We start from the raw sequence: 16,415 nt of genomic DNA, 5'->3' as shown, positions 1-16,415 counted from the left end.
AATGAATAAGAGCACTCTGGCAATAGTGGTGAGTATCATCGCATCAGCATCTGTTCACGCCGCCGAGGTTTACAATAAAAACGGTAATAAGCTTGATGTGTATGGAAAAGTTAAAGCCATGCACTATATGAGCGATTATGACAGCAAAGATGGCGATCAAAGCTACGTTCGTTTTGGTTTTAAAGGCGAAACGCAAATTAACGATCAATTGACCGGCTACGGGCGCTGGGAAGCTGAGTTTGCCGCTAATAAAGCCGAAAGTGATTCGTCCCAGCAAAAAACCCGCCTGGCCTTTGCTGGCCTGAAATTAAAAGATATCGGTTCTTTTGACTATGGACGTAACCTGGGCGCGCTGTACGATGTTGAGGCCTGGACGGATATGTTTCCCGAATTCGGCGGCGACTCTTCCGCCCAGACCGATAATTTTATGACTAAACGCGCCAGCGGGCTGGCGACTTACCGCAATACCGATTTCTTCGGCATCGTTGATGGACTGGATCTTACCTTACAGTATCAGGGGAAAAATGAAGATCGCGATGTGAAAAAGCAAAACGGCGACGGCTTCGGGACCTCAGTAAGCTATGATTTCGGCGGCAGCGATTTTGCCGTCAGCGGCGCTTATACTCTCTCCGATCGCACCAGGGAGCAAAATCTGCAGCGCCGCGGTACGGGCGATAAAGCCGAAGCCTGGGCTACGGGTGTAAAGTATGACGCGAATGATATTTATATTGCGACCTTCTATTCAGAAACCCGCAACATGACGCCAGTTTCCGGCGGATTTGCCAATAAAACCCAAAACTTCGAAGCGGTTATCCAGTATCAGTTTGATTTTGGTCTGCGTCCGTCATTAGGCTATGTGCTGTCAAAAGGCAAAGATATTGAGGGCGTCGGCAGTGAGGATTTGGTGAATTACATTGACGTTGGCGCAACCTATTACTTCAACAAAAATATGTCCGCGTTTGTAGATTACAAAATCAATCAGCTTAATAGCGATAACACGTTAGGCATTAATGACGATGATATTGTGGCAATAGGGTTGACCTACCAGTTCTGATAAGTCGCATTGTGCCTGATGGCGCAACGCCATCAGGCATGGCAGCAGGGTTATGCCGACAGTTTTACCGGCTCGTCGTTGAAATCGTCAGACGGCTCCAGCGCCAGCTCCATAGAAATCAGCAGGTCGCGTAGCTTTTCATGAAACTCGCGTAGCGTGTATTCCAGTCGCTCCACCACTTCGGTTTCGTTAATCGGCACTGCGGTCCAGTTGCCCTCTTTATCAAACAAACCAAACTGATAACGATAAGTGAAGCGTTTCTCTTGTGCTTCCAGCTCCATCCACCAGCCCCAAAATTCACGCTTCTCTGGCGCGGGCTTCACGTTGACGCAAACTGCCAGGCAATCGAAAAAAAAACGATTGTCTTCACACTGCCCTTCCCGGATATAGGGGCCAAGCGCGGTAAATTTCTTGATCAATCTACTTTTCGGGTGTCCACTCGGTAACGTCATTGCGATCTCCTTTAATGAAGCAACTGTTTTACCAAATCAATAGAATTTATCAATCTATTAACACAATCTATGATTAATCCAGTCGGTAATTTCTTGCAGCGCGTGGTCAAAATTGCGGTACACCGGGTTAAAAGGGATCTCTATCAGCTTACCGTCTGAAGATGATGTTGTAATTAAGCGAGACTCTTCTTCCGGGCTGAAGGGATCGTTTTTCCAGAAGCCGGAAAGCATTGGCGTAGGACAACGTCTGCCCAGTAGCCCCTGTACTTTCAACGAATAGCGATTGAGCTCCACACGCAGCGCCTCATCCGAAGCATCATGCATACCCAGACGGCTGGCCAGCACATCCAGATACATCTCCGGCACCGTGCTCTGTCGTTGCGGATCGCTAAGTAGCGCATGGACCACCGGCCCCAGGCAAGCCACCGCTTTCAAACGCGGCGCTTCCAGATAGGCCAGACGCACCGCAACATTGGCGCCAAAACGGAAACCAAACGCCGCAACACGGGTATGATCCACCCAGGGGACATTAGGAAGCGCTTTTAACACATGCTGGTGGAGCAAGCTGGAATCCTGGGTTAATTTCCACTTTGATGAAAATCCAACCGAAGGCATATCAAGCGTTAACATCGCAATACCGCGCGGCGCGAAATAGCGTTCATACAGGGTGTAATAGTCGGTTTGCATGGCGTCCAGGCCGCCGCACATGAGCACCGTCGGAAACGGACCATCCCCTTTCGGCATATGTAAAAACGCGGTGACAGGCGAACCGCCAGGAACGGCAAATTCCATTTCGCGTAACGAGCCTGGCAACCGCTGCGCAGCCTCTTCATAGGCGCGATTCGCCAGCGCCTGCGCCTGCTCCGCCAGCTCATCGCCCTTCAAATGCGGGTAGGCGGCAATGTTATAGAGCGTTGAGGCATGAAGCCAGTAGCGTCCGCTGCGCATGGCGTCCTGTTCCTGACAGGCTTTCTGCTGCCAGTCCATCGCCTGCTTTGCCCACTCATAAATCCAGTTGCCGCCGCGGTAACCGATGACCGTATCGTATAAATCATCATCCGTTCGCTCTGCGTCGCTCATCACAATACGCGCCTGCACATCAAGGATTTCTCGTGGATCAACGCCGCGCCAAATCCACATCAGGCGGTTTATCATGCGATACCAATGCGGGACGTTCTTACCGTCCAGCGCGGATTGCATGGGCGGCTGCGACCCACGATTGAACCGACGGACAAGGGTAGACGTTTCAGTATGTTTAAAGCGGGGTTTGAACAGGGTTTCGCTGAGGTTAGCCTGTGTCATTCGTGCAGCCTCCTTGGATACTCATAGAGGCTTATTGTAACCAATAAAACAGCGCCCGGCATTGCCGGGCGCTCTGAAAAGCTGCTGATTAACGACCTGAAATCGGCGGTACAAATACCACACCCATATCCCAGGGCTGCTCAATCCAGGTGTTCTGAGGAATATCAATAACATAATCATCAACCAGCGGACGGCCCGCCGGTTTAGCGAAAATCGTGACGAAATGCGCTTTAGGGTACATTTCGCGAATCGCGACGGCGGTACCGCCGGTATCGACCAGATCGTCGATGACGATAAAGCCTTCGCCGTCGCCTTCTGCACGTTTCAGCACTTTCAGTTCGCGCTGGTTATCGTGATCGTAGCTGGAGATGCATACGGTATCGACATGACGAATGCCCAATTCACGCGCCAGTAGTGCGCCCGGTACAAGGCCGCCACGACTTACGGCAATAATGCCTTTCCATTGTTCTGAAGGCATGAGGCGGCTCGCCAGTTTGCGTGCGTGAATCTGCAACATGTCCCAGGTGACGACGTATTTTTCGCTCATGTGAAGTGTCCCAGCCTGTTTATCTACGGCTTAAAAAGTGTTCGAGGGGGAAATAGTTGCGCGAGATTATAGAGACCTGACGCGCTAAAAACCAGTGTTTAGCGGAATCCACGCCTCTTTTTGTATGCTTTATACTACCCGCAGGCGGAGAAAGTGGTATTCTCAGTCGCATCTCGTAAGAGTTATCAATTCCGCTAACCCTGTGGCCTGTAAGAACGTTTTTCAGACCACCGCCAAGGAGACTTATCGTGTCTGAACTGTCTCAGTTATCACCACAACCTTTGTGGGATATTTTTGCCAAAATCTGTTCTATTCCTCACCCGTCCTATCACGAAGAGCAACTCGCGGAACATATTGTGAGTTGGGCCAAAGAGAAAGGCCTTTACGTGGATCGCGACCAGGTCGGTAATATTCTGATCCGTAAGCCCGCCACTGCAGGTATGGAAAATCGCAAGCCGGTCGTTTTACAGGCGCATCTGGATATGGTGCCGCAAAAAAATAGCGACACCGTTCACGACTTCACTACAGATCCTATCCAGCCTTATATTGATGGCGAATGGGTTAAAGCGCGCGGTACTACGCTCGGCGCCGACAATGGTATTGGAATGGCTTCTGCGTTAGCGGTACTGGCTGACGATAATGTCGTCCACGGCCCGCTGGAAGTGCTGCTGACCATGACCGAAGAAGCCGGCATGGATGGCGCGTTCGGCCTTCAGTCCGGCTGGTTGCAGGCCGACATCCTGATCAACACCGACTCTGAAGAAGAAGGTGAGATCTATATGGGCTGCGCAGGCGGCATCGATTTTACCTCTAATCTGCCGTTGACCCGTGAAGCTGTACCCGCAGGATTTGCATGCTTTAAGCTAACCCTGAAAGGCCTGAAAGGCGGCCACTCCGGTGGTGAAATTCACCTCGGCCTTGGCAATGCCAACAAATTGCTGGCGCGTTTCCTGGCCGGGCACGCAGAAGAGCTGGATCTGCGTCTGATCGATTTCAACGGCGGTACGCTGCGTAACGCGATTCCGCGCGAAGCGTTCGCTACCCTCGCCGTTGCCGCAGACAACGTAGGCACTCTGAAAACATTAGTGAATGCTTACCAGGATATTCTGAAAAACGAACTGGCGGAAAAAGAGAAAAACCTGACGCTGCAACTCAATGAGGTTGCTAGTGATAAAGCCGCATTGACCGCGCCGTCACGCGATACCTTTGTGCGCCTGCTGAACGCAACGCCGAACGGCGTGATCCGCAATTCAGACGTGGCGAAAGGCGTAGTGGAAACATCGCTGAACGTTGGCGTGGTCACAATGTCTGATGCGAATGTCGAAATTCACTGCCTGATTCGCTCTCTTATCGACAGCGGTAAAGATTATGTGGTGAGTATGCTGGATTCGCTGGGCAAGCTGGCTGGCGCGAAAACCGAAGCAAAAGGCAGCTATCCTGGCTGGCAGCCCGATGCGAACTCGCCGGTCATGCACCTGGTGCGGGAAACCTATCAGCGTCTGTTCAACAAGACACCGAACATCCAGATTATCCACGCCGGCCTGGAATGCGGTCTGTTTAAGAAACCCTATCCGGATATGGACATGGTTTCTATTGGGCCTACCATTACCGGACCTCACTCTCCGGATGAGCAGGTACATATCGAAAGCGTCGGCCACTACTGGACTCTGCTGACCGAATTGCTGAAAGCGATTCCTGCGAAGTAAGAAAGCGCTAAAATGCCCGTCCCATTTCTGGAACGGGCTATCAATATGGAATATCGGGTATCCATTGCCAGATAAGCTCTCCTGGATGCGCTGAATAGCGCTGCGGCTACACGCGAATAGCCGGACAGCCCTATAACAGCGCCGGTAACACCGAATTATTGTGGCGTAAACGCCATTCCTTTAAATATCCGCAGCGGATTGCCGCGCTCAATCTGATGATGGAACAGACGCCTTTCAGACTTCAACGCCGCACACTCATTTTGCCGTTGCTGTTCCAGCCGCCAGGCAATCAGCAGCCGGGCCAGACGCTTATTCGCATGTTGACTGCGCTCCGACTGAACCTTCACGCTAATCCCGCTCGCCAGGTGCGTGGCCCGCACTGCCGAGTCGGTTTTATTAACGTGCTGCCCACCCGGGCCGGAAGAGCGCAAAGTCTCGAAACGAATCTCATCAGACTGTATGTGCTCGTCGGCGGAAAAGCGCCCAATGCCGACGTACCAGTTTTTTCGCCCATGGTGCGGACGATACGGGCTGGTACAAATCCACAGTAACGTGCCGCACCAACGTTCACTGAAAGCCATAGCTTTTTCGCCGTCCAGCGAGACCAGCGCAGAACGCAGCGTGTCTGGTAATCGTCCCGGCTCTGTTTCAAGTCGCGTCAACGATACCTTTTCTCTGGCAGCTTCTTTCGTCAGACAATCCAGCGCTTTTTTTACCGCCAGACAACACTCGTCCGGTCCCTGCGCAGAAGAAAGTTGCAGTAAGATCATGCGCTTTTCTCCCCTGAGGTTTTCAGCGTCAGCACCGGACGCAGGCAGGCAACTGGCGTAATCAGTCCGGCGTCTGCCAGACAATCCACAACGCTCTCGATGGATTTATACGCCTGCGGCGCTTCCTCATAAATGAGCTGGCGATCGCGGCAAATCACCCGGCTACCCATCCCGGTACGGCAGAGCTGTCGCGGGGTAAATTTTGCCGATAACCGGTCTTTACACTCAGTACGCATCCATTTGCGTCCCGCGCCATGCGCCAGGGAGAAGAGGCTCTCCTCGCTGACGACGGGTTTCACCAGCCAGCTATAATCGCCGCGCGAGCCGGGGATAATCACCAGTCCCTGCCCATCTGGCGTAGCGCCTTTACGATGCAGCCACCCCGCCTCACCCGCGACAGTACAGGGTTCAACGAAGTTATGCGCCACATCCAGCCGCGGTTCGCCCTCAGCCCTGAGCTGTTGCAGTATCCGGCGGGCAATCAGCGCGCGATTACTGCGGGCAAATGCCAGCGCATCGTCATGTTCTGCAAGGTAGCGGCGCGCATCGTCGCTATCTTCCGGCAAACCGTTATGCGAAAACGCCTCCACATGACGACGCAGGATAGCTTGCCCCAGACCGCGTGAACCACTGTGTACCAGCAGTAATAACTGCGCTTTTTGCAACCCCGACAAAGCGAACGAATCAGCATCGACGATGCGATCGACCTGCTGCAGCTCGGCAAAATGATTGCCGCCGCCAATGGAACCCAGCGCAGAGCGCCACGAATGATGCTGCATTGCGGCGGGGACATTCTCCTCCAGCCACTGCGCGTCCGCCACGTCAGTCAGCGACGCCAGCCGCTTCTCCAGTTTATCGGCGTTACATTTACGCCCTAAAATATCTGTTTGCCATAACGCCATGCCGCAGCCGATATCGTTGCCGACCAGCGCCGGATAAAAGCGTCCACGCGAGAAAAAGGCTGCGCCAATAGGGTAGCCGCGCCCCGGATGCAGATCTGGCATCCCGATAACGCGTCTCATACCGGTTAACTTAGCCGTCGTATATAATTGTTGGATCGCGGAATCTTCGATCCACAGGTTATCTGATGCGATAGAAAATACCACATCTGATAAAGGACGAATATAATTGCCCATATACCATTCCATATATGAATTAAAAAATCAGGAAATGGCAGACTAATCCAGAGCAATAAGAGAAGATTAATCCTGGAAATGTCTGCAAAGTGCGTTCAGAGAATAAAGTGTCATGATGAACCTCCTTTGCAGTTATTGAGAATGAGAAAACGCGGGTATAGTAATACTGAAATTTAGATGGCGCAATCGTAATAGTGATAAAATATTAATGGCCTGACTTATAACCCTAACACCAACTGTCGTTCCAACTGAGGGTCGAGCAGCGTTACGTGTAGCCCCACCAGCCGTACGCCGCGCTCGCCGCGACGCTCGTTCCAGGTTTTACGGGCGGTGATAATTAAGTCTTCTTTATTTAATTGCGGCCAGACATGTTCCTGAGTGGTTTGCTGAAAATCATTAAATTTTAATTTAACGCCCTGGCGGGCAATCAATAAATCGGGTTTCACTATAGCCAGACGACGCTCCAGTTCCGGATATAAATGTTCAATAATGGCCTCGCAGTTCGACCATTCATGAATATCCTCCGCCAGAGTACGCTCAACGCCTACCGATTTACGCAGCCTTTCGCTGTTAACATCACGCTCGTCAATACCCTGACTACGCTCCCATAATACCCGGCCAAATTTACCAAAGCGTTTGAGAAGCATCGCCAGATCGCACTGTTGAATATCCCCGCAGGTTCTTAACCCCATATTTTCCAGTTTGGCGGCGGAAACTTTCCCCACGCCTGGAATTTTGGCTAACGGCAACGTTTTAAGAAAGCCGGGTACATCGGCTGGCGTAATAACATATTGTCCGTTCGGTTTATTGAGATCGGAGGCGATCTTCGCCAGAAATTTCACTGGCGCAACGCCGGCGGAGGCGGTGAGTTGCAGTTCATTGAAAATAGTCTGACGAATCTCCCTGGCGATCAGAGTCGCCGAGCCATAACAGTGCGGGCTGTCAGTCACATCCAGCCAGGCTTCATCCAGCGAGAGCGGTTCAATCAGTGAAGTGTAGCGGGAAAAGATGTCACGTACATGCCGCGAAGCCTCTTTATAGGCGTTAAAGCGGCCAGGCAGTAAGGTGAGATGGGGGCACAGCTTTAGCGCCATGGCGGTCGGCATCGCGCTACGTACGCCAAACTGGCGCGCAGGATAGTTGGCGGTACTGATAACGCCTCTTCGCTCACGACTCCCGCCAATGGCAATGGGAATATCGCGTAACGCCGGATTATCACGCATCTCTACCGCGGCAAAAAAACAGTCCATATCAACATGTATGATTTTGCGCATCGCTCGCCCCCACAATACTGTTTAAGTGTACAGTATGTTTTATTGCGCGCAAAGAGACATTCGCGTTAAAAATGCGACATATTCGAAGGTATGACGACGAAAGCGGCGGGAAAATTGTAAACGTACACACGGGGACTTGCGAAAAACTGCCGTGGTGCTAATGTGAGCGCTCCAAATCCAGATTACTCCGATTTGGGGACTCTTTTGCCGTTCTGGCGTGTGTAACCGTTTTATCAAGGAACAAGCAGTATGCGTAAAATCGCATTTTTTCTTGCGATGCTTCTGATGCCGTGCGTCTCATTTGCCGGTTTGCTGAGCAGCAGCAGCCCCGTCACGCCGGTCAGTAAAGAGTATAAGCAGCAGTTAATGGGCTCACCGGTCTATATTCAGATTTTTAAAGAAGAGCGCACCCTTGATCTCTACGTCAAAATGGGTGAGCAATACCAGTTGCTTGATAGCTACAAAATTTGCAACTATTCCGGCGGGTTAGGCCCGAAACGCCGTCAGGGCGATTTTAAAAGTCCGGAAGGGTTTTACAGCGTTCAGCGTAATCAACTCAAGCCAGACAGCCGTTTTTATAAGGCCATCAACATTGGTTTTCCCAATGCCTACGATCGCGCACATGGCTATGATGGTAAATATCTGATGATTCACGGCGCCTGTGTTTCCGTCGGCTGCTATGCCATGACCGACAGCGGCATTGATGAGATTTTCCAGTTTGTCACCGCCGCGCTGGTCTTTGGTCAGCCGAGCGTGCAGGTGAGTATTTATCCGTTCCGGATGACCGACGCCAATATGCAGCGTCATAAATATTCATATTACAAAGATTTCTGGGCGCAGCTAAAACCCGGCTACGATTATTTTGAACAGACGCATAAGCCGCCAACTGTTTCTATCGTTGATGGACGTTACGTCGTGAGCAAACCGTTGAGTCACGAAGTCGTTCAGCCACAGCTGGCCTCAAATTATACGCTCTCCGAGGCAAAATAACGCCCATTCGCCTGGCATAATCTTTTGCCAGGTTTCATTCCCCGTTAGCGGCTGGGTAGCAATCACGGTAACCACGTCATTTGGCGTGGTCTGTGAACTGAAATCAATTTCCATATCCTGATCCACCAGCGTGGCTACGCCAAACGGCGCCCGGCGAGTGATCCAGTGCAAATGGGTTGAGCAAAACGCCATCACATATCGCCCATCTGACAGCAGCATGTTAAAAACGCCTTTTTCACGTAATACCGTCGCCAGTGTCGCAATATATTTAAATACCGCCGTCATGTTGCCCGGCGTGCGGGGATAACGCTGCGTTAATTTATGCAATAGCCAGCAAAACGCTTTTTCGCTGTCGGTTTCCCCCACCGGACGAAAATTACCGGTTTCCAGCGACTTATAACCGTTGAGCTGACCGTTATGAGCATAAGTCCAGTTGCGTCCCCATAATTCCCGGGTAAAAGGGTGTGTATTTTCCAGCGCCACTTCACCGCGATTAGCCTGACGGATATGGGCGATAACCGAGCAGGACTTGATCGGGTAATTCTGTACCAGTTTCGCAATCGGCGAATGGTAGCTCGGTTGCGGATCTTTAAACGTGCGACAGCCCTTTCCTTCATAAAAGGTAATTCCCCAGCCGTCTTTATGCGGCCCGGTTCCGCCGCCACGCTGCACCAGTCCGGTGAAGCTAAAGCAGATATCCGTCGGCACATTGGCGCTCATCCCAAGCAGTTCGCACATACATCACCTCCACAAACGCCTTAAGCGGGAAGGCGTAATTTTTACAGCCAATCAAAACTCAAAATATCAAAGAAAACAATATGCTATACCCTAAATAATTCGAGTTGCAGGAAGGCGGTAAGGGAGGAAATCCCCAGGAGCATAGATAACTATGTGACTGGGGTTTCTGAGCGCAACCAACGCACCTGCAGCTTGAAGTATGACGGGTATAGTTATTTAACCATCTCTTTTTCGATCAGTTGAATCAGGATATGAATCACTTTGATATGAATTTCCTGAATACGATCGGCATAACCGAAGTGCGGTACGCGAATTTCAATATCCGCCGTTCCCGCCATTTTGCCGCCGTCTTTGCCGGTCAACGTGATCACTTTCATGCCTTTTTCACGGGCCGCGGCAATCGCTTTAATCACGTTACCAGAGTTACCCGACGTCGAGATCCCTAACAGGACATCGCCTTCGCGCCCTACCGCCTCAACGTAACGAGAGAAAATATAGTCATAGCCAAAATCATTACTGACGCAGGATATATGGCTAACATCAGAAATCGCAATTGCCGGGTAGCCCGGACGATTTTCACGATAACGACCTGTCAGCTCTTCAGCAAAGTGCATCGCATCGCAATGGGAGCCGCCGTTACCGCAGGAAAGTACCTTACCACCCGCTTTAAAACTGTCAGCCAACAGGACCGCCGCGCGCTGAATGGCGTGAATATTGGCGTCATCTTTTAAAAAATTAGCCAGCGTTTCCGCCGCTTCGTTCAGTTCGTTACGAATAAGATCCTGGTACATGAGGATATCCTTCAGCATGAATGTAAATGACAGTATGCAGTGTACCGGATAGCAGTACAGGCGAGAAGCATAAGCCGAATTAACGCCTCACGCTTTTGATTTTTCGTGCCCCCAAAAACGGCAACAATGTGAGCTTTGTTGTAATTATTTTGTAAACACATTGCTAAAAGATTTTACATCCACTACAACCTAATCATCACAAGTGGTCAGACCTCCTACAAGCAAGGGAGCTTTTCGTTATGATGATTTTGAGTATTATCGCTACGGTTGTTCTGCTCGGCGCATTGTTCTATCACCGCGTGAGTTTATTTCTCAGCAGCCTGATTCTGCTCGCCTGGACCGCCGCACTTGGCGTCGCTGGCCTGTGGTCCATCTGGCTGTTGGTTCCTCTGGCCATTATCCTCGTGCCGTTTAACCTCACACCGATGCGAAAATCAATGATTTCCGCACCGGTGTTCCGCGGCTTCCGTAAGGTCATGCCGCCGATGTCGCGCACTGAGAAAGAAGCGATTGATGCCGGTACAACCTGGTGGGAAGGCGATCTGTTCCAGGGCAAGCCTGACTGGAAAAAACTGCACAACTATCCGCAACCGCAACTCACTGCCGAAGAGCAAGCGTTTCTCGACGGCCCGGTAGAAGAAGCGTGCCGGATGGCGAACGATTTCCAGATTACCCATGAACTGGCGGATCTACCGCCGGAACTGTGGGCTTATCTGAAAGAGCATCGTTTTTTTGCGATGATCATTAAAAAAGAGTATGGCGGGCTGGAGTTCTCCGCTTATGCGCAGTCCCGTGTACTGCAAAAACTGTCCGGCGTCTCCGGAATTCTGGCTATCACCGTCGGCGTTCCAAACTCACTCGGCCCTGGCGAGTTGTTGCAGCACTATGGTACGGAAGAGCAGAAGAATCACTATCTGCCGCGACTGGCGCGCGGCCAGGAGATCCCCTGCTTTGCGCTGACCAGCCCGGAAGCAGGTTCTGATGCAGGCGCCATTCCGGATACCGGCGTGGTTTGCATGGGCGAATGGCAGGGCCAGCAGGTGCTGGGTATGCGCCTGACCTGGAACAAGCGTTACATTACGCTGGCGCCGATAGCTACCGTGTTGGGCCTGGCGTTTAAGCTTTCCGATCCGGATAGATTGTTAGGCGGAGAAGAAGAGCTGGGTATTACCTGCGCCCTGATCCCTACCTCAACGCCGGGTGTGGAAATTGGTCGTCGTCACTTCCCGCTTAACGTTCCGTTCCAGAATGGTCCAACCCGCGGTAACGATATTTTCGTGCCTATTGATTATATTATCGGCGGCCCCAAAATGGCCGGACAAGGCTGGCGTATGCTGGTGGAATGTTTGTCGGTAGGACGCGGTATTACCCTGCCGTCCAACTCCACTGGCGGGGTGAAATCCGTCGCGCTGGCAACCGGCGCCTATGCTCACATTCGTCGTCAGTTCAAAATATCTATCGGCAAGATGGAAGGTATTGAGGAACCGCTGGCGCGTATTGCAGGTAACGCTTATGTGATGGATGCCGCCGCATCGTTAATCACCTATGGCATTATGCTGGGTGAAAAACCGGCGGTACTGTCGGCTATCGTGAAGTACCACTGCACCCACCGCGGCCAGCAGTCCATTATCGACGCGATGGATATCACTGGGGGTAAAGGCATTATGCTGGGCGAGAGCAACTTCCTGGCGCGTGCTTACCAGGGCGCGCCTATCGCGATCACCGTGGAAGGCGCGAATATCCTGACCCGTAGCATGATGATCTTTGGTCAGGGCGCCATTCGCTGCCATCCTTATGTACTGGAAGAGATGGCCGCAGCGCAGAATAATGATGTGAATGCCTTTGATAAGCTGTTGTTTAAACATATCGGCCATGTCGGCAGCAATACCGTCCGCAGTTTCTGGCTTGGCCTGACCCGCGGATTAACGAGCCATACGCCAACCGGCGACGCCACGAAGCGTTATTACCAGCATCTGAACCGACTGAGCGCAAACCTGGCGCTGCTGTCTGACGTGTCAATGGCGGTACTGGGCGGCAGCCTGAAACGCCGCGAGCGTATCTCCGCGCGTCTGGGCGATGTGTTGAGTCAGCTTTATCTGGCCTCAGCCGTACTGAAGCGTTACGACGACGAAGGTCGCCACGAAGCCGACCTGCCGCTGGTGCACTGGGGCGTACAGGATGCGCTGTATCGTGCTGAACAAGCGATGGACGATCTGCTGCAGAACTTCCCGAACCGCGTCGTGGCCGGATTGCTCACCGCGATGATCTTCCCGACTGGCCGTCATTATCTGGCGCCGTCTGATAAGCTGGATCACGCCGTGGCGAAGATCCTACAGGTGCCGAACGCCACACGTTCACGCATTGGGCGCGGTCAGTATCTGACGCCCGCCGAACATAATCCGGTCGGTTTACTGGAAGAAGCGCTGCGTGATGTCATCGCTGCCGACCCTATCCACCAGCGCATCTGCAAAGAACTGGGTAAAAATCTGCCGTTTACTCGTCTGGATGAACTGGCGCGCAATGCGCTGGCGAAAGGGCTTATAGATAAAGATGAAGCCGCCATCCTGGCGAAAGCGGAAGAGAGCCGCCTGCGCAGTATCAACGTTGATGATTTTGAACCTGAAGCGCTGGCGACCAAACCGGTAAAGCTGCCGGAGAAAGTGCGTAAAGTCGAAGCCGCATAATCAGTCTCGTGTCTTTCCTGCCCCGCTTTCGCGGGGCTTTTTCTTGCCGCTTTTTTATTATTGCTCATGCTACAGTGTAAAGACGCTGTTCAATGAGGAGCTCCGATCGTGTCTGGTTTGAAAATTACTCTGTTGCAACAACCTTTAGTCTGGATGGACGGCCCGGCAAACCTGCGTCATTTTGACAGACAGCTAGAGCTCGTATCTGGCCGGGATGTGATTGTTCTGCCTGAAATGTTTACCACCGGCTTCGCGATGGAGGCCGCTAATAACTCACTTTCGCAAGATAGCGTGATTACGTGGATGCAGGCCAAAGCCCGACAAACTGACGCTCTGATTGCCGGCAGCGCGGCGCTACAAACTGAGCGCGGCGCCGTAAATCGCTTCTTACTGGTTGAACCGGAAGGCAAGGTTCATCTCTATGATAAGCGCCATCTGTTTCGTATGGCGGATGAACATCAACATTATGCCGCAGGCGATAAACGCATCATCGTGCAGTGGCGCGGTTGGCGCATTCTGCCGCTGATCTGTTACGATCTGCGCTTTCCGATATGGTCGCGCAACCGCAATGATTACGATCTGGCGCTGTATGTAGCGAACTGGCCCGCGCCGCGCTCGCTACACTGGCAAACATTACTGACGGCGCGCGCTATTGAAAATCAGGCTTATGTCGCAGGCTGCAACCGGGTTGGCACCGATGGCAACGGGTTACATTATCGCGGCGATAGCCGGATCATTAATCCCCAGGGTGATATTATCGCCACCGCCGAACCACACCAGGCGACACGTATTGATGCCGATCTTTCTCTCGTCGCCTTGCAGGACTATCGCGAAAAATTTCCAGCCTGGCGCGATGCCGATCCATTCACCTTGTAAGCAACCTGCCGCTCACCGCGGCGGGATTGTTTCACTCCGTAACTCTCCGTAAAACAAATTCGCGTGGCGTAATGTGGCAGGCAACGTATTCTGACTAAGAGCCTATCCCACCAGGCGTTATTGGCGCAGCCAGTTTGGACACGGACAGCGCGCAAAAACCGGAGCGTACACGTAGTACGTGAGGTTTGACTCGCTACGCTCGCCCTTCGGGCCGCCGCTAGCGGCGTTCAAAACGCTAACGCGTTTTGGCGAGCACTGCCCAGGTCCAAAATGGCAAGTAAAATAGCCCTACTGGGATAGGCTCTAAGATAATTGCTCGCCATTCGTGGGTAATAAAAACGGTTAATCACTCCCTTATCAGGATATCTTCATGAAAAACTTTGTACGCACAACTTTACTGGCAGCGACTCTGGCGGGCGTTTCTTTTGGCGCTTTCGCCACCGCTGTCCCCAATCCTCCCCTGCCCGCCCAGGATCCTATTGTCCAGCATCTGAAGCTGACAAACGATCAGATTACCCGGATCAAAAAACTTCACCAACAACTGGAAACCGACGTCAGTCAGATTTCTATGAAGGGAATTAAAGACGGTGCGCTGATAGAGGTGATTAAATCCGGTAAATGGGATGACGCCGCCGTAAAACAGCAGCTTGCAGCCTTCAGTAACATAGAACAACAGGCTCGCTATTATCGGGTTAAATATTATTTTGATTTAAGCAAAGTCTTAACACCAGAACAGCGTCAACAGGTACAACAAGATCTCGCCCAGGCACTTGAGTAAATATTTTTGCCCGTTATTCCTGGATAACGGGCTTTATCCAGGTCGGGTACAAATTCATCTTCATCTTTTTGTTACAGCATCGCTCTATCTAACACTACCCGTTACATAACGTAGAAGTGAAACCGTACGTGGGGCAATTTGGCGAGGAGATGGATTTCCATACCGACGATTATCGTATTGTTATTTAAAATTTTCATCTCATTTTTTACCCGCTTACAGAAAACCCAGCGTTACAATAGACCGTTTTTTGGGCTTCGTTTATGTAATCGTTATATCACACCCTATACCGTGAAACTTGTCTTTTAGCCCAATATTAAGGCAGGTTCTGAAATGAAAAACTTTTTCGCAGTCTGCATCATTCCCCTTGTGGTAGCCTGGTCCGCTACTGCATCAGCAAAAGAAGGGATCTATATCACCGGGAAAGCGGGGACATCCGTAGTCAATGTCTATGGAATCAACTCAACCTTCAGCCAGGATGAGATAGTTAATGGTCATGCAACGTTACCTGACCGTACCAAAGGCGTTTTTGGCGGCGGGGTTGCTATCGGTTATGACTTTTATGATCCATTCCAGCTTCCAGTACGTTTAGAACTGGATACCACTTTCAGAGGTGAGACGGATGCTAAAGGCGGGCAGGATATTATTGCATTTGGTGATCCAGTACACATAAATGTAAAAAATCAGGTCCGAATGACCACTTACATGGTTAATGGCTATTATGATTTTCACAATAGTACGGCATTTACTCCCTATATCAGCGCAGGCGTTGGCCTCGCTCATGTGAAGCTAAGTAATAACACCATTCCTGTTGGTTTTGGTATTAATGAAACTCTGTCTGCTTCAAAAAATAACTTTGCCTGGGGCGCAGGTATCGGTGCAAAATATGCTGTAACAGATAATATTATGATTGACGCCAGTTATAAATACATTAATGCTGGCAAAGTAAGCATTTCAAAAAATCACTATGCTGGTGATGAACATACCGCTTATGATGCAGACACAAAGGCTGCCTCCAATGACTTCATGCTCGGCATTACTTACGCCTTTTAAACACTATTGGTAAAATAGCTGGTCCTGTGGGTTCCCGAAGGCGCAATGGAGGATATCAGTAATGAATACTCCTGCGCCTTCAGAAAATCGTTGAACAGGTGCAACCTGGCGCCATTTTTCAGTACACTGCAACGTTTCTGGTATGGGCTTAACTTCCGGCTGCCCAAAAACAGTCCCGTCCTGTTTCCGGGTATTATCATTTCCATCAGTCGGCATCATGTTTTGTATTGGGCATCGTCAAAAGACGACTGGCTGACCAGTCGCATA

16 protein-coding genes are annotated in these 16,415 nt (G+C 51.3%); 7 read left to right on the top strand and 9 right to left on the bottom strand.

The genetic code is table 11. The features are described from left to right. The first annotated feature begins 1 nt into the window (after nt 1). The gene (gene phoE / locus NAZ64_RS07270) at nt 2-1,054 is read left to right on the top strand and encodes a phosphoporin PhoE (protein WP_080220827.1); all 1,053 of its coding nucleotides are present in this window, start codon (nt 2-4) and stop codon (nt 1,052-1,054) included. Nucleotides 1,055-1,104: 50 nt separating this feature from the next. Here the strand turns inward: phoE and crl are convergent, their stop codons facing one another. The 3 genes from crl to gpt form a co-directional block, all read right to left on the bottom strand. Further along, a complete protein-coding gene (crl, locus tag NAZ64_RS07265; RefSeq protein ID WP_000174693.1) occupies nt 1,105-1,506 on the bottom strand; it encodes a sigma factor-binding protein Crl in 402 nt (133 codons plus the stop codon). A gap of 57 nt (nt 1,507-1,563) precedes the next feature. Then, the gene (frsA, locus tag NAZ64_RS07260) at nt 1,564-2,808 is read right to left on the bottom strand and encodes an esterase FrsA (RefSeq protein WP_000189586.1); all 1,245 of its coding nucleotides are present in this window, start codon (nt 2,806-2,808) and stop codon (nt 1,564-1,566) included. Nucleotides 2,809-2,896: 88 nt separating this feature from the next. Then, on the bottom strand, nt 2,897-3,355 hold the full coding sequence (gene gpt, locus NAZ64_RS07255; protein WP_001292018.1) for a xanthine phosphoribosyltransferase: 459 nt from the start codon (nt 3,353-3,355) through the stop codon (nt 2,897-2,899). Nucleotides 3,356-3,603: 248 nt separating this feature from the next. Here gpt and pepD point away from each other — a divergent pair, with 248 nt between their 5' ends. Continuing rightward, a complete protein-coding gene (gene pepD / locus NAZ64_RS07250) occupies nt 3,604-5,061 on the top strand; it encodes a cytosol nonspecific dipeptidase (protein ID WP_001292978.1) in 1,458 nt (485 codons plus the stop codon). 155 nt (nt 5,062-5,216) lie between these two features. Here pepD and prfH read toward each other — a convergent pair whose 3' ends face one another. From prfH to dinB, 3 genes are all read right to left on the bottom strand, one after another. After that, nucleotides 5,217-5,831, bottom strand: a complete 615-nt coding sequence (gene prfH / locus NAZ64_RS07245) for a peptide chain release factor H (RefSeq protein WP_000602086.1) — start codon at nt 5,829-5,831, stop codon at nt 5,217-5,219. Then, complete coding sequence (locus tag NAZ64_RS07240) at nt 5,828-6,967, bottom strand: RNA ligase RtcB family protein (protein WP_115286300.1); 1,140 nt, start codon at nt 6,965-6,967, stop codon at nt 5,828-5,830. Before NAZ64_RS07240 ends, prfH begins: the two co-directional genes overlap by 4 nt. Nucleotides 6,968-7,185: 218 nt before the next feature. Beyond that, entirely contained in the window at nt 7,186-8,241 is a 1,056-nt protein-coding gene (gene dinB / locus NAZ64_RS07235) for a DNA polymerase IV (protein WP_115286301.1), read from the bottom strand. A gap of 249 nt (nt 8,242-8,490) precedes the next feature. Between dinB and dpaA the strand changes: the two genes are divergently transcribed. Beyond that, a complete protein-coding gene (gene dpaA / locus NAZ64_RS07230) occupies nt 8,491-9,231 on the top strand; it encodes a peptidoglycan meso-diaminopimelic acid protein amidase (RefSeq protein WP_001225658.1) in 741 nt (246 codons plus the stop codon). On the opposite strand, the gene NAZ64_RS07225 is transcribed toward dpaA, so the two are convergent. Next, the gene (locus NAZ64_RS07225; RefSeq protein ID WP_000333387.1) at nt 9,202-9,969 is read right to left on the bottom strand and encodes a class II glutamine amidotransferase; all 768 of its coding nucleotides are present in this window, start codon (nt 9,967-9,969) and stop codon (nt 9,202-9,204) included. The two genes, dpaA and NAZ64_RS07225, sit on opposite strands and share 30 nt — an antisense overlap. A 212-nt stretch (nt 9,970-10,181) precedes the next feature. Next, nucleotides 10,182-10,760 carry a D-sedoheptulose 7-phosphate isomerase gene (gene lpcA, locus NAZ64_RS07220; RefSeq protein WP_000284051.1) on the bottom strand — a complete coding sequence of 193 codons (579 nt, stop codon included), beginning with the start codon at nt 10,758-10,760 and terminating at the stop codon, nt 10,182-10,184. A gap of 239 nt (nt 10,761-10,999) precedes the next feature. On the opposite strand from lpcA, the gene fadE reads away from it, so the two are divergent. From fadE to pagN, 4 genes are all read left to right on the top strand, one after another. Beyond that, nucleotides 11,000-13,444: an acyl-CoA dehydrogenase FadE gene (gene fadE / locus NAZ64_RS07215; protein ID WP_000973041.1), complete on the top strand. Its 2,445-nt coding sequence runs from the start codon at nt 11,000-11,002 to the stop codon at nt 13,442-13,444. A 108-nt stretch (nt 13,445-13,552) separates the two neighbouring features. Next, the gene (locus tag NAZ64_RS07210) at nt 13,553-14,320 is read left to right on the top strand and encodes an amidohydrolase (protein ID WP_000015789.1); all 768 of its coding nucleotides are present in this window, start codon (nt 13,553-13,555) and stop codon (nt 14,318-14,320) included. Nucleotides 14,321-14,690: 370 nt separating this feature from the next. Further along, the gene (locus NAZ64_RS07205) at nt 14,691-15,098 is read left to right on the top strand and encodes a Spy/CpxP family protein refolding chaperone (protein ID WP_000788200.1); all 408 of its coding nucleotides are present in this window, start codon (nt 14,691-14,693) and stop codon (nt 15,096-15,098) included. 330 nt (nt 15,099-15,428) lie between these two features. Beyond that, nucleotides 15,429-16,148: an adhesin/invasin protein PagN gene (gene pagN / locus NAZ64_RS07200; protein ID WP_000787603.1), complete on the top strand. Its 720-nt coding sequence runs from the start codon at nt 15,429-15,431 to the stop codon at nt 16,146-16,148. 3 nt (nt 16,149-16,151) lie between these two features. Here pagN and NAZ64_RS07195 read toward each other — a convergent pair whose 3' ends face one another. Continuing rightward, entirely contained in the window at nt 16,152-16,367 is a 216-nt protein-coding gene (locus NAZ64_RS07195) for a hypothetical protein (RefSeq protein WP_001532956.1), read from the bottom strand. Nucleotides 16,368-16,415: the final 48 nt, after the last annotated feature.

It is taken from the genome of Salmonella sp. A1325 (assembly GCF_056991255.1).
This window is presented reverse-complemented; position numbering and strand designations above follow the sequence as displayed.

Bases quoted from the DNA above. Each gene is read 5' to 3' on its own strand.
- phoE (WP_080220827.1), top strand. From the start codon at position 2: ATGAATAAGAGCACTCTGGCAATAGTGGTGAGTATCATCGCATCAGCA.
- crl (WP_000174693.1), bottom strand. From the start codon at position 1,506: ATGACGTTACCGAGTGGACACCCGAAAAGTAGATTGATCAAGAAATTT.
- frsA (WP_000189586.1), bottom strand. From the start codon at position 2,808: ATGACACAGGCTAACCTCAGCGAAACCCTGTTCAAACCCCGCTTTAAA.
- gpt (WP_001292018.1), bottom strand. From the start codon at position 3,355: ATGAGCGAAAAATACGTCGTCACCTGGGACATGTTGCAGATTCACGCA.
- prfH (WP_000602086.1), bottom strand. From the start codon at position 5,831: ATGATCTTACTGCAACTTTCTTCTGCGCAGGGACCGGACGAGTGTTGT.
- NAZ64_RS07240 (WP_115286300.1), bottom strand. From the start codon at position 6,967: ATGGGCAATTATATTCGTCCTTTATCAGATGTGGTATTTTCTATCGCA.
- dinB (WP_115286301.1), bottom strand. From the start codon at position 8,241: ATGCGCAAAATCATACATGTTGATATGGACTGTTTTTTTGCCGCGGTA.
- dpaA (WP_001225658.1), top strand. From the start codon at position 8,491: ATGCGTAAAATCGCATTTTTTCTTGCGATGCTTCTGATGCCGTGCGTC.
- NAZ64_RS07225 (WP_000333387.1), bottom strand. From the start codon at position 9,969: ATGTGCGAACTGCTTGGGATGAGCGCCAATGTGCCGACGGATATCTGC.
- lpcA (WP_000284051.1), bottom strand. From the start codon at position 10,760: ATGTACCAGGATCTTATTCGTAACGAACTGAACGAAGCGGCGGAAACG.
- fadE (WP_000973041.1), top strand. From the start codon at position 11,000: ATGATGATTTTGAGTATTATCGCTACGGTTGTTCTGCTCGGCGCATTG.
- NAZ64_RS07205 (WP_000788200.1), top strand. From the start codon at position 14,691: ATGAAAAACTTTGTACGCACAACTTTACTGGCAGCGACTCTGGCGGGC.
- pagN (WP_000787603.1), top strand. From the start codon at position 15,429: ATGAAAAACTTTTTCGCAGTCTGCATCATTCCCCTTGTGGTAGCCTGG.
- NAZ64_RS07195 (WP_001532956.1), bottom strand. From the start codon at position 16,367: ATGATGCCGACTGATGGAAATGATAATACCCGGAAACAGGACGGGACT.